This is a genomic window from Streptomyces sp. 150FB, assembly GCF_000818195.1.
In the GTDB taxonomy this organism is placed as follows: domain Bacteria; phylum Actinomycetota; class Actinomycetes; order Streptomycetales; family Streptomycetaceae; genus Streptomyces.
Genome location: NZ_JTHL01000001.1, coordinates 3192046 through 3205137, shown reverse-complemented (window position 1 = coordinate 3205137; position 13092 = coordinate 3192046). Strand labels below are relative to the sequence as shown.

Genomic DNA, 13092 nt, shown 5'->3' with positions numbered 1-13092 from the left:
GCCGCAGCGCGGCCGCCGACCAGCCCTCGGGCAGCGCCCCCGGCTCCGCCGACCACGCCTCGATCATCAGGGCGGCCTCGGCCAGTTTGAGCTGGCGCCCGTGCAGCCGCCGCCGCAGCCGCGCCACCCGCGCCGGATCCCCCGCCGTCAGCAGGTCGGCGCAGGCATCGGCCACGGCGCGGGCGCGGGCGCCGAAGGCGCGCTGGATACGGCGCAGGGTGCGGCGGGAGTTCGTACGCAGCACGGTGACGGACAGCAGCAGCACCCAGAGGGTGGAGATCCCGACGGCTTCGAGCAGCGTGGGCAGCGTACTGAGTGTGGGGTGCAGGAACGCGGCGAAGAAGAAGCCCATCCAGCCCATGAACCCGTAGAAGAAGAACGGCGGCCCGAAGCGGCGGACGAAGACCGCGAGGAACATCACCAGGACGAACACGCTCAGCATCAGCGTCGTGTTGGAACCCACCAGGATTCCGGCGGTCAGACCCACGCCGATCGCCACGGGGAAGAAGACAGCGGTACGGACCTTGCGCCAGAAGCCGGACCCGGTCAGGGCCATCGACCCCATCATCGCGATGACCGTACCGAGCATCATCGCCACGAGCGTGCCCTGGAAACCGGCGTGCGTGGCCTGTCCGAAGCCGTACTCGATCGCCATCGAGCCGGCCATCGCCACGGCGGCCGAGACCGCCGACGTCAGCCTGCTCAGTCCCGGGTCGGAGGAGGTGATCCGGTCCCGTATCTCGGATGCTCGGCCGCGCGTTCGCTCTGCCATCAAGCCCCTTTCCTCGGGCGTCCGTACTCGTCCCCAAATGCATGTACGATACAAATAATAGCAGGTATCGTACCGATAACGGTGGTGGAGCCATGGGAGCGGTGACCGGGGCGATCGGCGTCGTCGAGCAGCAGACGGCCCTGCTCAACAGGAACTTCGAGCTGCTCTACCGGCGTACGGAGGTCCACGACGTCCTCGACCGCGCCGAGTACCTGCTGCTGCGCACCCTCGGCGACAACGGCCCGATGGACATCACCTCGCTGGCCGCCACCCTCGGCCTCGACCCGTCGACGGCGGGCCGACAGGTCGCGGGCGCGCGCCGCGCCGGACTGGTGGAGTGTGCCCCGGCGCCCGGCGACCGGCGGCGCAGCGTCATCACACCGAGCGCCGAGGGACTGGCGCGCGCCGAGTCCGTACGGGTACGGCGTACGGAGGGCTTCGCCGAACTGCTCGGGGACTGGAGCGAGGACGACCTGCGCACGCTGGGGGAGATGTTCGAGCGGTACAACCGCGCGGTGGCCCGGCGCTACCTGACGGCGGACAAGGCCGGGGTCCAGGCCGGGGCCGGGGCCGAGACCGACCAGCCCACACCCCTCGGCGCCTGAACACGGCTCAGGGGCACCCCGCCCGCGGAGTGCCCCTGAAACCGGCGATGTGACGCGGTCAAACCGGTCAGTCGCTCGTGACCGTGACCTTCTCGTCGTTGTTGAGCTGGTTCACCAGCTCCTTGACCTTCGCCTTGTCCCACACCAGGTTGCCGTTGACGCTGCCCGAGATCGGCATGTTCATCGACACCCCGTCGCCCCCGGTGACGCCCTTCATCGCGAAGAACATCGATCCGAGCGAAGTCAGCGACATGTCCTTGTCCACGATCAGTGTGTTCAGACCCGCGCTCATCGTCGGGAAGAGCGTGAACGGGTTGAGTATCGTGCCCGGCGTCGCCGTCTGCGAGGCCAGCGCCGCGAGGAACTTCTGCTGGTTCTTCGTACGCTCCAGGTCGCTCGCGGCGAAGGCGTGCCGGGTCCGTACGAAGGCCAGCGCCTGCTGCCCGTTCAGGGTCTGCTTGCCCGCCTTGAAGTCGGCGCCGGAGTACTTGTCCTTGAACCCCTGCGGGAGGTTCATCTCCACCCCGCCGATCGCGTCCACGATCTTGGCGAAGCCCGCGAAGCCGATCTCGACGTAGTGGTCGATGCGCAGGCCCATGTTGGCCTCGATGGTCCGTACGAGCAGCGTCGGGCCGTCGACGGCGTAGGCCGCGTTCAGCTTCTCCTGCTTGCCCTCGGCCGGGAAGAGCTTGCCGGACTCCGAGCCCCGGAAGGAGGGGACCGTGACATTGGAATCGCGGGGCAGCGAGATGAGCGTCGGGCCGTTGGAGCCGTCGTGCAGGATCATCATCGAGTCGGTGCGCTTGCCCTCGGCCGACCCGGTGTGGAGTTCCTTCTTCTCGGCGGCCGACATGCCCTCGCGGCTGTCCGAACCGACGATCAGATAGTTCGTGCCGTCCCCCTCGGCCGGGCGGTCGATGACCTTCGAGAGGTCGACCTCCTGCCGGGGCGTGAGCTTGGAGTCGGCCCAGAAGTAGATGCCGATGGAGTAGGCCAGGACCACGACGACCAGGACCGAGACGCCGATCTTGATGCGGCGGCCCCAGTTGGGCGCTTCGACGGGTCCGGAGGCGTTACTGCCCGGCGGCCGGCCGCCGGGGCCGCCGCCGTGGTGCGAGCCGTAGACCTGGCCGGTGTTGTAGCCGTCGCCGCTTCCGGGGCCCTGGTCGTACCCCCCCGACTGCTGCGGGGGTACGCCGTACCCCTGCTGCTGCGGCGGCTGCCGCGGTACGCCTCTCCCGCGCGGTACATGAGGCATCGCGCGAGCGCTCTCGGGCTGCGGGCCCGCGCTGCCGCGCCCGTAGCGCTCCGCGCGGTCGCCGGTCGGTCCATCGGGCCAATCACTCATGCGAACCAGTGTGCCGGGCGCGAGGGCGACCCATGCCGGGAGGTACGGAATCGGGGCGCGGCTGTTGCCAAGCTGATGCAATGAGACGGTACGTGAACCCCGCATATGGTGGGGCACATGACAGATCAGGCTCACCGCCCGGAGGGTGAGATTCCAGGTAAGCCGACCTCGGCGTCCAGGACCACGCTCAGCTACATCATGACCGGCAGTGACACCAATCTCCTCGGTACGGTGCACGGTGGCGTGATCATGAAACTGGTCGACGACGCGGCCGGCGCGGTCGCCGGGCGGCACTCCGGCGGGCCGGCGGTCACCGCCTCGATGGACGAGATGGTGTTCCTGGAGCCGGTGCGGGTGGGCGATCTCGTGCACGCCAAGGCTCAGATCAACTGGGTCGGCCGGTCCTCGATGGAGGTGGGCGTCCGGGTCATGGCCGAGCGCTGGAACGAGTCGACCCCGGCCACCCAGGTCGCCAGCGCCTATCTGGTCTTCGCCGCCGTCGACGCGGACGGCAGGCCGCGCCCCGTACCGCAGGTGCTCCCCGAGACGGAGCGGGACCGGCGCCGCTACCAGGAGGCGCAGATCCGGCGCACGCACCGGCTCGCCAGGCGGCGCGCCATCAAGGAACTGCGGGAGAAGCGCGCGGCCGACGGCATGGTCGACGAGGTCTCCGGCTAGTACGCGGAGTGCGCGGAGTACGCGGCGGCCGGTGCCGAGTTCGCGTCAGCCGGGCCGTACGCGCGAACGCCGCCCGTACCCGTCCGCCGACGGGCACGAGCGGCGCGCTCGGTGGGCCGGGGCCCACGGGGATAGGTACGCGCGGCGGACCGGGCGCGTTCAGCGTTGACGGGGCGGTTTTCAGCCTTCCTGAGCGGCTGTTTCACGCCAGAGGTCGGCACCAGGGGATACCGCACGCCCTCCTCAGGGACAGACCACCTGGTCCCCGGTCACCGCGCCGAACTGCCCCGCCGAAGCGGTCACCTCGGCGCGTACGGGCGTCACCGCCCTGAAGTCCGTCCCCGCGATCACCTTCATCGTGCCGCCCTGCCCCGCCACCGGCCGCAGCTCGCTCCCCGGCAGCGCCGCCGCCAGCGACTTCGCCGAGCGGTCCCAGCCCGGGTCGTACATCACGACGGTCCGCCGCACATTCCCCACGCGCGAGGTCAGCGGCGCCCCGCCGGACCGGAAGCCGGCCGCGCGCAGCGCGTCGTCCACGCGCTTGCCGAGCCCGTTCGAGCGGGTCCCGTTGTAGACCCGCACCGTGATGTCCTGCGGCTTCACCTCGACGACGGTCGCCTTGGCCGCCGCCTTCGGACCCGGCGCCGGGCGGTGCGGCGCGGTGAGCGGCCTGTCCTCGCGCAGCGCCGTGAAGAGGCGCTGCGCCTTCACCGGGTCCCACTTCACGGTCGAGCCGAGCCCCTTGACCATCACACCGGATCCGGACCCCGTCAGCGGTACGGAGGTGAACTCCGACGACGAGGGCGAGAAGCCGCGCATCGCCTCGTTGACCCGCAGGAGCTGTTCCGTACCGAAGCCCGGGTCGGCGCGCACCGAGCCGAGCACGGCCGAGGTGACATGGCGGAACTTCACCGGGTTCAGCAGCACCCCACTGCCGGTCGCCTTGTTGATCAGCGCGGCGACAAACCGCTGCTGGCGCTGCATCCTGCCCAGGTCGGAGGCCGCGTCGAGATGGCGGGAGCGTACGTACTGCAACGCCTCGCCGCCGTCCAGGTTGTGCGTGCCCGGCGACAGGTCGAGTCCGGTGTACGAGTCCTTCAGCGGCTTCGGCGTGCAGATGTCCACCCCGCCCAGCGCGTCCACCGTCTTCATGAAGCTGGTGAAGTCGATCTCCAGATAGTGGCTGATCTTCACGCCCGTCATGTGTTCCACGGTCCTGACCGTGAGCCCGGGCCCGCCCTCCGCGTACGCCGCGTTGATCTTCACCGCGTGCGGCTTGTGGCCCTTGCCGGTGGTCTCGTCGGTGTGCTCGGGCAGCTCCGCGTAACTGTCGCGCGGCAGGCTCACGACGCTCGCGCGCCGGCCGTCCTCCGAGAGGTGGACCAGCATGATCGTGTCCGTGCAGTGGCAGGGGGCGCCGCCGAGCCGGTACTTCGCCTTCTCCGCCGCCGTGATCTTGTCGCGGCCGTCGGTGCCGACGAGCAGGAAGTTCATGCCGTGGCCCGCGTCCGGCCGGTTCTTCATGTCCTTGAAGAGGTCGACCCGGTCGATACCCGTGTCGAGACTCGTCACCAGCGCGTGGCCGATGCCGCCGGCGCCGAGCACGACGACGGAGACCGTCGTCGCCACCCGCATGCCCCAGCGGGGCCGCTCGTCCTGCCTGCCGGGGCGCTGCCGGGGGCGCGCGACCGGGCGTGCGTATCCCGTGGGACGCGGAGGACGGGGAGAGGGGGAGGGGCGGGGCGATCGGGAGGAGCGTGGCGGCGTGGGCACGGGGGACACCTCCGCGGTGACAGGGGAAATGCGGGCACAGTAGGCCCATACGATCAGCGGCAGCCCGCTGCGACCGGGCGGCGCGCTTCGCTGTCCCCCGTTCGCGGTAACGTGACGCGGAAAGCTCGCTGTGACACACAAAAGCTGTGACACGCAAAACTTGACGCCGGCACCCGCGCCGCCGCGTGGCGTGGATGAGCGGCGCCGACCTCCGTCTCCCGAAGGCTCCGAAGGACCACATGTCTGCCCTGCCGCCCGCGGTCTCCGTGATCATGCCGGTGCTCAACGAGGAACGTCATCTCAGGAACTCCGTCCAGCACATCCTGGAGCAGGAGTACGACGGGGAGATGGAGGTGGTGATCGCACTCGGCCCCTCCACCGACCGCACCGACGAGATCGCCGCCGAGCTGGTACGGGAGACCGCACACGACGAGCGCGCCCGTGTGCACACCGTCCCCAACCCGACGGGCCGCACCCCCGCCGCGCTGAACGCAGCGATCAAGGCGTCCAAGCACCCCGTCGTGGTACGGGTCGACGGCCACGGCATGCTCTCCTCGAACTACATCTCCACCGCCGTCAGGCTCCTGGAGGAGACCGGCGCGCAGAACGTCGGCGGCGTCATGCACGCCGAGGGCGAGAACGACTGGGAGGACGCCGTCGCCGCCGCGATGACCTCGAAGATCGGCGTCGGCAACGCCGCCTTCCACACGGGTGGTCAGGCGGGACCCGCCGAAACCGTCTATCTGGGCGTCTTCCGGCGCGATGCCCTCGAACAACAGGGCGGCTACAACGAGGAGTTCATCCGCGCCCAGGACTGGGAGCTGAACTTCCGCATCCGCGAGGCCGGCGGCGGGATCTGGTTCTCGCCCGAGCTGCGCGTCCAGTACCGGCCGCGCCCCTCCGTCCGGGCGCTCGCCAAGCAGTACAAGGACTACGGCCGTTGGCGCCATGTGGTCGCGCGCTACCACTCGGGCTCGATCAACCTCCGCTATCTCGCGCCTCCGACGGCGGTGTGTGTCATAGCCGCGAGCATCGTCGTCGGCATCGCGCTCACACCGTGGGCCTTCCTCGTCCCTGCCGCCTACCTGGTCGCGATCGCGGCGGGCTCGGTCCCGGCAGGCAAGGGCCTGCCGCTGAAGTCACGGCTCCAGATCCCGCTGGCGCTCGCCACCATGCACATGTCGTGGGGGTACGGCTTCCTGACCAGCCCGCGCTCACTGGCGCGCAAGGTCATCGCCAGCCGCAGGCCGGCCGCCCGGCCGGTCGACGCGTAACACCGCTCCAGCGGGCTCGACTTGTACGTACGTACGTGAGCGCCGCCCGGGAAGGACAGCCGGGCGGCGCTCACGTATGTAACCAACAGGCGCTACGGGCCCGGGCGTTGTTACACCTGCGGCCAGACGTACGGCGCGTACACGTCCATACAGGCCTTGGTGTCCGAGCCGTTGATGGCGTCCGACGTGTCCGGGATGCCGCCCGCCTTCGGCTTCTCCTGCTTCGGGTACGTGGAGCCGCTGCGCCAGTCGGCGCCCACCACGAGGGTGACCCCCGACACGTCCGTCGACCTCTTGACCGAAGTCAGCGGAATCCCCAGGGACTTGGCGACCTGCTGCGCGTCACCCTCCAGATCCGCGCTGGGGAAGGTGACGGTGGTCGACTTCTCCGAGACGGGCCGCGTGTCGGACTTCGCCAGGGTGTAGCCCTTGCCGGTCAGCAGATCGGCGACCACGCCGGCCCGCCCCGACACCGGGGCCTCGGCGCCGCCACCCGTGCCGTTGAGCACGGTGACGCCGGTCTCCGACGGCTTGGCGGCCGGGTCCTTGGACACCGGCTCGGCGGGCGTCTTCTTCCCCTCGTCCTTGGCGCCGTTGGCGTCGAGCGCCACGTCGTCCCGCAGGAACGTCCACAGCTTGTCCGTGTCCGCCTGGTTGGCCACCAGGTGGTTGTCGGGGTCCTGCGGGTCCGGCAGCGTCGGCATGGTCACCGAGGTGAGGCGGTCGGTCGGCACGCTCTTGAGCTGCATGGCCAGGTCGTACAGCTTCTTGACCGTACCGATCTCCTTCGAGACCTCCAGCGACTTGGTCGCCGCCTCGGCGAGACCGGTGAGCCGTCCCGTGTCGGTGAAGACGCTCTGCGACTTCAGCTCGCGGATCATCGAATTCAGGTACATGTGCTGCGCCTTGGCGCGCAGCGGGTCGCTGCCCCAGGCGTGCCGGGTACGCAGCCACTGGAGGGCCTGCTCGCCCTGCACCTTGGTGGTGCCCTTCTTGAGCTTGAGCCCCGAGCCGCCGCCGACGGTACCGATCGGCCGGTCCCAGAGGCCCTGCTTGACGCAGACGTCGACGCCGCCTATCGCGTCGGCCATCGCCACCACACCGGCGAAGTCGATCGTCATCCAGTGGTCGATGTAGATGCCGGTGAGGTTCTCCCAGGTGCTCAGGGTGCAGCCCGGACCGCCGCGCGCCAGCGTCTCGTTGATGATGCCGTTGGTCTTCGGGTAGACCTGACCCGTTTTGGCGTCCTTGCACTCCGGTATGTCGACCCGGGTGTCACGGGGTACGGACACGACCGAGGCGTTCTTCCGGTCGGCGGATATGTGGATCAGCATCTGTACGTCGGCCAGCGGCGGGTTGTCCGCGTTCTCCTTGCTGCCGCCGAGCTTGACGTTCGCCGCCGAGGCGCGGCTGTCGGAGCCGATCATCAGGATGTTCAGCGGCGTCTGTCCCGCCGCGTTGGCGCCGGGTTTCCTGACCCCGCTGGAGCCGCCGCTACGCGCGTCACTGCGGATGTTTCCGTTGAGATGCTCGTAATACAGATAACCGGCGCCTGCCGTCGCGAGGATCAGGAACGAGAGCGTGCCCGCGCTCCAGCGCAGGACGCGCTTGCCCCGGGCGGTGACGCGGGGCGGCGAACCGGCCCCGCGCGCGGCCTTGGACTGCTTCTTCCCGGCGCTTCCCGCGGCTGGCTCGCCGGGGCCGTCCTGCCCCGACGGGGTCGCAGGACCGGGGACGCTCGCGCCCCGCCCCGGGGCGCCGGCCCCCGGCCGCGCCTGCTCACCCTCGTACAGGCTGTCGTCCCAGCCCAGTTCGCGGGCGTGCGGGACGCCTCCCCGCATGCCCGTACTCTCCCGGCGCGCGCTGCTGTGGACCACCCGATCCCCCTCGTTCAGGCCGTCTGCACGAGCCGGCGCTCCGCCGTCACTTGGCACAGACCTGCTTGTCTGCTTCGACCTTCTGTACGCCGTCCGGCACCTTCGCCGGCCCTGTGATGGGCACTCCCGCGCCCTTGAAGTCCTTGCCGAGAGTCAGCTTCATCGCTTCGAGCCCCACGGCGTCCTTCGTGCCCTTCTTCAGTGCGGAGCCGGGCAGCCCCATCCAGGCGGCGACCGTACGTGCCTGGTCGGCCTGGTTCGGCGCGTACTCCAGAGTTGTCGTGGCCACGTTCGCGGGCGCGTTGCCCTTGTTGGTGGTCTTCGGCGCCTGCTTGTCGTTCTGAAGCCAGGCGAGGGTCTCCTGCGCCGAGCCCTGCGGCCCGCCGCCGTTGTACACGTCGATCCGTACGTCGTCGGCGGCGGCCTTGCTGCCCTTGAGCAGGTCGTCCTGCTTGCTCTTGGCGGCGGCCTCCTTCTTCTTGACCGCCGTGAGCGAGGTGTCGCTCTGGAGCATCGAGAACAGCGGGTCCGCCTGGGTCTTGTTGACGACCACCGTGATGTGCTGCGGGTACTCGGCCGGGTTGTCGACCACGGGCAGCGTCGTGAACGTGATGTTCTTCGGGTTGATGTTCTTGAGCTGCATGGCGAGGTCGGTCAGCTTCGACACCGTTCCGATGCCGGAGTCGACCGTGAGCGCCTTGGTGCCCGCCTCGGCCAGATCGAGCATCTTGCTCGGGCTCGTCAGCGTTCCCTTGGACTGGATCTTGCGCATCAGCGAAGCCATGAACTGCTGCTGCACCTTGATCCGGTCGAGGTCGCCCTCGTTGCCGAAGCTGTGCCGCGTCCGTACGAAGGCCAGCGCCTGCTCGCCCTGCACGTTGTGGGTACCGGCCGACAGGTTGAGGTGTGAGTCCGGGTCGTTCACCGCGTGGGCGAGACAGATGTCCACTCCGCCCACCGCCGTCGTCAGCGTCTTGACGGCGTTGAAGTCGGCCATCAGGAAGTGGTCGACGGTGAGCCCGGTCAGCTCCTTGACGGTGGCCATCGTGCAGCCCGGGTCACGGCCGTCCTGGCCGAGGCTCGTGTTGAAGCGCGGGTTCGAACCCTCCGCCTGGGTGCCCGGGATGACCTTCATGCTGCCGTCCGGCTGCTTCGTCTCGCAGTCGGGGATGCTGGTGATCAGGTCACGGGGGATGGAGAGCGCCGTGGCGTTCGTACGGTCCTTGGAGATGTGCAGCAGGAAGTTCGTGTCGGCGTGACCGACGCTGCCCTTGTCGCCGTAGCCCTCGTTGCCCGCACCGGTGCGCTTGTCCGTACCGATGATCAGGATGTTGAGCGGCTTGTCGTTCGCGATGCCCTTGTCGCCCGTCCCCACGTCGACGGCCGTGATGTTGCTGTTGAGGTGCTGGTAGTACAGGTATCCGGTGGATGAGCCGGCGACGATCAGGAACGCCACCACCCCGCCCGTCCAGAGCAGCGCCTTCTTCTTGCCGGCCTTCTTGGCCTTGCGCTTACGGCGTCCGGCGGCCGTGGCCGCCTCTGCGGGCTGGCCCTTGCCCGCTCTGCGGCTGCGCTGCGCCGGTACCTCGGCGCGCTGTCCGCTCCGGCTGCCGGAACGGGAGCCCGACCGTGATCCGGACCGCGCGTCGGCGCGCGACTCGGACCGGGAGCCGGTGCGTGAGCCCGGTACGGAGGCCGTGTCGGTGTCGGTGTCGCCGGGGGCGTCACCCTTGGCGCGGGTGCCGCGCCCCGAACCGCCTCGGGGCGCGCCCGATCTGGGTGCGCCACCGCGTGGCCGGGGAGAGTCCGGCTGCCCTGCGGAGTGGTCCAGTCGCAGCTCGTAGTTACCGGTCTGCGGGTTGAGGACCCACTGGTCGGCGGGGTCGATCTCGTCGCCCGCCCCTCCACGGCTATGCGCATCCACGGTTGCTTGAATCCTCCGTCGGTGCCAACGCGAGACGCCTTCCCCCGAAGACGTTCGGTCTTTCGATCCGGTCGTACGCGACCCCTTGGCGGACGGCCGCACCGGATCGCGTCACACTATCCGCCCAGTTCAACGTCCAGCGACGCGCCTGACAAATTCCACGCTCCTTACAACTGGGCATTACGCACAATCCGCCTTGAGTGCGGAACTTCCTTTGGCCATTGCTTTACTCGCACATGCCGTCGGCGGCGTTTGTCCCCGTGAAGGACGGGGCGGGACTGGGGCTCGCCGAGCTGGTGGAGCCCGGTGAACTCGACGCGTCCGGTGAACTCGTGGGGTCCGGTGTCCTGTCGGCCGACCCGTCCGGGTCCGCCGAGCCGTCGCCGTCCGGGGAGTCGCTTTTCGGACTGACCGAGACGGGCTTGTCGTCGCGCAACTGCTTGAAGAGTGTCTCGGCCGCGGACTTCACCAGCTCGTCGCGGTTCGGGTCCGCGCTGTACGGCTGCCTCGGCACGGTCAGGAACTGCACCTTGTCCGTGGGCACGTCGCGCATCGAGCCCGTCAGGTCGTAGAGGTCGGTCAGGCTCGCCAGCCCCGGGTCCGTGGTGATCGACTTCGTCGCCGCGTCGAGCACCGGGTAGAGCCGAGTCGGGTTGAGCAGTACCCCGTTGCTCTGCACCTTCTTGAACAGCGCTCCCAGGAACCGCTGTTGGCGGTCCATGCGCTGGGTGTCGCTGCCGTCGCCGATGCCGTGCCTGGCGCGTACGAAGCCGAGCGCCTGCTCGCCGTTCAACGTCTGGCGTCCCGCGGGCAGTTTGAGGTGGGCTTCCTTGTCGTCGACCGGTTCCTTCAGGCATATCTCGACCCCGTCGACGGCGTTCACCATGTCCTTGAAGCCGCTGAAGTCGATCACCATCTGGTGGTCTATCCGGACGCCGGTCAGCTTCTCGACCGTACGGATCGTGCAGGCCGTACCGCCGAACTCGTAGGCCCAGTTGAACTGTGCGAACTGCGCCTTGCTGCGCCCGCCGTCCGGCTTTCCGCAACTCGGTATGTCCACCATCAGGTCGCGCGGGACGGAGACGGCCGTCGCGCTCTTCCTGTCGGCGGCGAGGTGCAGCAGGATCGTGGTGTCCGAGCGGCTCGAACCGCCGTCGTCACGGCCGTACTTGCCGTTGCCCGCGCCGGAACGCGAGTCGGAGCCTATGAGCAGGATGTTCTCGGCGTCGAGCGCGACGGGCTTGGGCCGGTCCTTCTCGTACGTCTGCAACTCGGCGGCGGCGCCGGTGTCGCTGGTGATGTTGCCGTCGAGCTTGGTGTAGAACCACCAGCTCGTGCCGGCGGCGGCGAGGACGACGACGGCGGCGCCGAGCGCGGTCCAGCGCAGCCAGTGGCTCTTGCGTACGGGGGGCGGGGCGCCGGCGCCGGCGCTGGCGCCCGCGCCGGTGTCGTTCGTGTCCTCGCTCGCGCCGTCACTCACGTCGTCGCTGGTCGAGGCCACGGCATCGTTGTCTTCCGCGGCACCGGAGTCCGTATCCGCTTTTCGGCCATCCGCACTGACGCCGTCGTCAGGCTCAGCCGCACCGGTGGGCTCCTCGGCCTCGGCCGTTTCGCCGTCCGGGTCGCCGTGCGTGCCGGGCGTGCCGGCCATGTGGGTCACGTCTGCGTCCATCCTTCAAGGCGTCGGCGGCGCGCTGGGCCGCCGGTTGCTGGGGTAGACGGGCGAATCCCGCACTTGGTTGTGCGGTCGGCCACACATATCGCCGATCAAGTGCTAGAGGTGACACTCCGGTACGCGGGGGCCGTCCACGGTGCACCGCACCGCGTACTCCGGGTGGCTCGCCGTGATCTCGACGTGGCGCGTTTCACACCGCGCTGTCGGTGACCCGCTCGCTCTCGACCCGCTTGGCGAGCCCCTCCGCCGACAGTTGTCCGAGGTTACGGCAGAGCACGACGGACGCTCCCGCGACCAGCGGCGCGAACAGCCCCGCCGAGAGGCCGTCCCAGGTGTCGTACGGGAGTCCCGACAGCAGCCGCGACCCCGCCGCCAGACCGCGCTTGCCCGCGTCGACGGCGGCCCGCTCCACGACCTGGGCCGCCGTCAGCTCCGTACCGCCGACGGTGAGGGCGGTCGCCTCCGGGTCCACGGGTGCGAACGGCGCGAAGCGGTCGCCCTGGCCCGGCACCTCCACCGCGTAGTCGGCGAAGCCCGCCGGAGCCTGCGGGAACCTGCCGCCGAGGGGGCGCAGCGCGAGCGCGACCCGCTCGCCGCGGCAGGCGCGCGCGGCCTCCAGGGTGTCGGGTCCGCTGACGACGAGGTCAGCTTCTGCCGGGTCGCCGCCGATCTCGACGGCGACCCCGACCGAGGAGCAGGCGAGCAGCCAGACCGCGCTCTGCCAGTGCGCGGGCAGCAGCAGCGCGAGCCGGTCGCCCGGCTCAGCGGCGAGATCGCCCTGGAGCAGGTTGGCGGTCTTGTACACCCAATTGGCGAAGGTGGCCACGGACAATTCGACGCGTTCACCGGTGGCATCGTCGTAGAAGGTGACCAAGGGGCGGGCCGGGTCCGTCGTGAGAGCGGATCGCAGCAGGTCGGCAGGGGTGCGACGGATGGCGTTCACGCGGGAAAGCGTACGCCGGGCCGCCGGCTGCCCACTGCCGTACCGATGACGGCTGCCACCGGTTTGGCGGACCGGTTTTCCGACGGGCTGTCAGGGTGTCGGCGGGCGGGGGCCGGGGACGGCGCCGAGAGTGGGCCCCATGCGTGCCTTCCTAGCAACTTCGATCGGCGTCGCGTGTTCCGCCGCCCTGGTCCTTCCCCTCTCGCTGCCGACCGGCGCCGCC

At 69.8% G+C, this 13092-nt stretch carries 9 protein-coding genes and 1 pseudogene; 3 read left to right on the top strand and 7 right to left on the bottom strand.

What is annotated here, in order from left to right; genetic code table 11:
• A pseudogene (locus QR77_RS46630) lies at window positions 1-772 on the bottom strand (FUSC family protein); the annotation flags it as partial.
• Between the two features lie 92 nt (window positions 773-864).
• Between QR77_RS46630 and QR77_RS13540 the strand changes: the two are divergent.
• Window positions 865-1377: a MarR family transcriptional regulator gene (locus QR77_RS13540; protein ID WP_063798027.1), complete on the top strand. Its 513-nt coding sequence runs from the start codon at window positions 865-867 to the stop codon at window positions 1375-1377.
• A 67-nt stretch (window positions 1378-1444) separates the two neighbouring features.
• Here the strand turns inward: QR77_RS13540 and QR77_RS13535 are convergent, their stop codons facing one another.
• Entirely contained in the window at window positions 1445-2725 is a 1281-nt protein-coding gene (locus tag QR77_RS13535) for an LCP family protein (protein WP_052488716.1), read from the bottom strand.
• 117 nt (window positions 2726-2842) lie between these two features.
• On the opposite strand from QR77_RS13535, the gene QR77_RS13530 reads away from it, so the two are divergent.
• Window positions 2843-3403: an acyl-CoA thioesterase gene (locus QR77_RS13530; RefSeq protein ID WP_040021944.1), complete on the top strand. Its 561-nt coding sequence runs from the start codon at window positions 2843-2845 to the stop codon at window positions 3401-3403.
• Between the two features lie 243 nt (window positions 3404-3646).
• Here QR77_RS13530 and QR77_RS13525 read toward each other — a convergent pair whose 3' ends face one another.
• The gene (locus QR77_RS13525) at window positions 3647-5038 is read right to left on the bottom strand and encodes an LCP family protein (protein ID WP_040021943.1); all 1392 of its coding nucleotides are present in this window, start codon (window positions 5036-5038) and stop codon (window positions 3647-3649) included.
• A gap of 377 nt (window positions 5039-5415) precedes the next feature.
• Here QR77_RS13525 and QR77_RS13520 point away from each other — a divergent pair, with 377 nt between their 5' ends.
• Window positions 5416-6450: a glycosyltransferase family 2 protein gene (locus QR77_RS13520; RefSeq protein WP_040027849.1), complete on the top strand. Its 1035-nt coding sequence runs from the start codon at window positions 5416-5418 to the stop codon at window positions 6448-6450.
• Window positions 6451-6560: 110 nt separating this feature from the next.
• Here the strand turns inward: QR77_RS13520 and QR77_RS13515 are convergent, their stop codons facing one another.
• From QR77_RS13515 to QR77_RS13500, 4 genes are all read right to left on the bottom strand, one after another.
• Window positions 6561-8291, bottom strand: coding sequence for an LCP family protein (locus tag QR77_RS13515; protein WP_078877798.1), 1731 nt, complete (start codon window positions 8289-8291; stop codon window positions 6561-6563).
• A gap of 82 nt (window positions 8292-8373) precedes the next feature.
• A complete protein-coding gene (locus QR77_RS13510; RefSeq protein ID WP_040021942.1) occupies window positions 8374-10251 on the bottom strand; it encodes an LCP family protein in 1878 nt (625 codons plus the stop codon).
• Between the two features lie 226 nt (window positions 10252-10477).
• Window positions 10478-11902 (bottom strand): LCP family protein, encoded by a 1425-nt coding sequence (locus QR77_RS13505; RefSeq protein WP_040027847.1) that lies wholly within the window; start codon window positions 11900-11902, stop codon window positions 10478-10480.
• Between the two features lie 214 nt (window positions 11903-12116).
• Window positions 12117-12869 (bottom strand): TIGR03089 family protein, encoded by a 753-nt coding sequence (locus QR77_RS13500; protein ID WP_040021940.1) that lies wholly within the window; start codon window positions 12867-12869, stop codon window positions 12117-12119.
• Between the last annotated feature and the right edge of the window lie 223 nt (window positions 12870-13092).

What these genes read in the sequence shown, in the direction of transcription:
- QR77_RS13540 (WP_063798027.1), top strand. Translation starts at nt 865, where the DNA reads ATGGGAGCGGTGACCGGGGCGATCGGCGTCGTCGAGCAGCAGACGGCC.
- QR77_RS13535 (WP_052488716.1), bottom strand. Translation starts at nt 2,725, where the DNA reads ATGAGTGATTGGCCCGATGGACCGACCGGCGACCGCGCGGAGCGCTAC.
- QR77_RS13530 (WP_040021944.1), top strand. Translation starts at nt 2,843, where the DNA reads ATGACAGATCAGGCTCACCGCCCGGAGGGTGAGATTCCAGGTAAGCCG.
- QR77_RS13525 (WP_040021943.1), bottom strand. Translation starts at nt 5,038, where the DNA reads ATGCGGGTGGCGACGACGGTCTCCGTCGTCGTGCTCGGCGCCGGCGGC.
- QR77_RS13520 (WP_040027849.1), top strand. Translation starts at nt 5,416, where the DNA reads ATGTCTGCCCTGCCGCCCGCGGTCTCCGTGATCATGCCGGTGCTCAAC.
- QR77_RS13515 (WP_078877798.1), bottom strand. Translation starts at nt 8,291, where the DNA reads ATGCGGGGAGGCGTCCCGCACGCCCGCGAACTGGGCTGGGACGACAGC.
- QR77_RS13505 (WP_040027847.1), bottom strand. Translation starts at nt 11,902, where the DNA reads ATGGCCGGCACGCCCGGCACGCACGGCGACCCGGACGGCGAAACGGCC.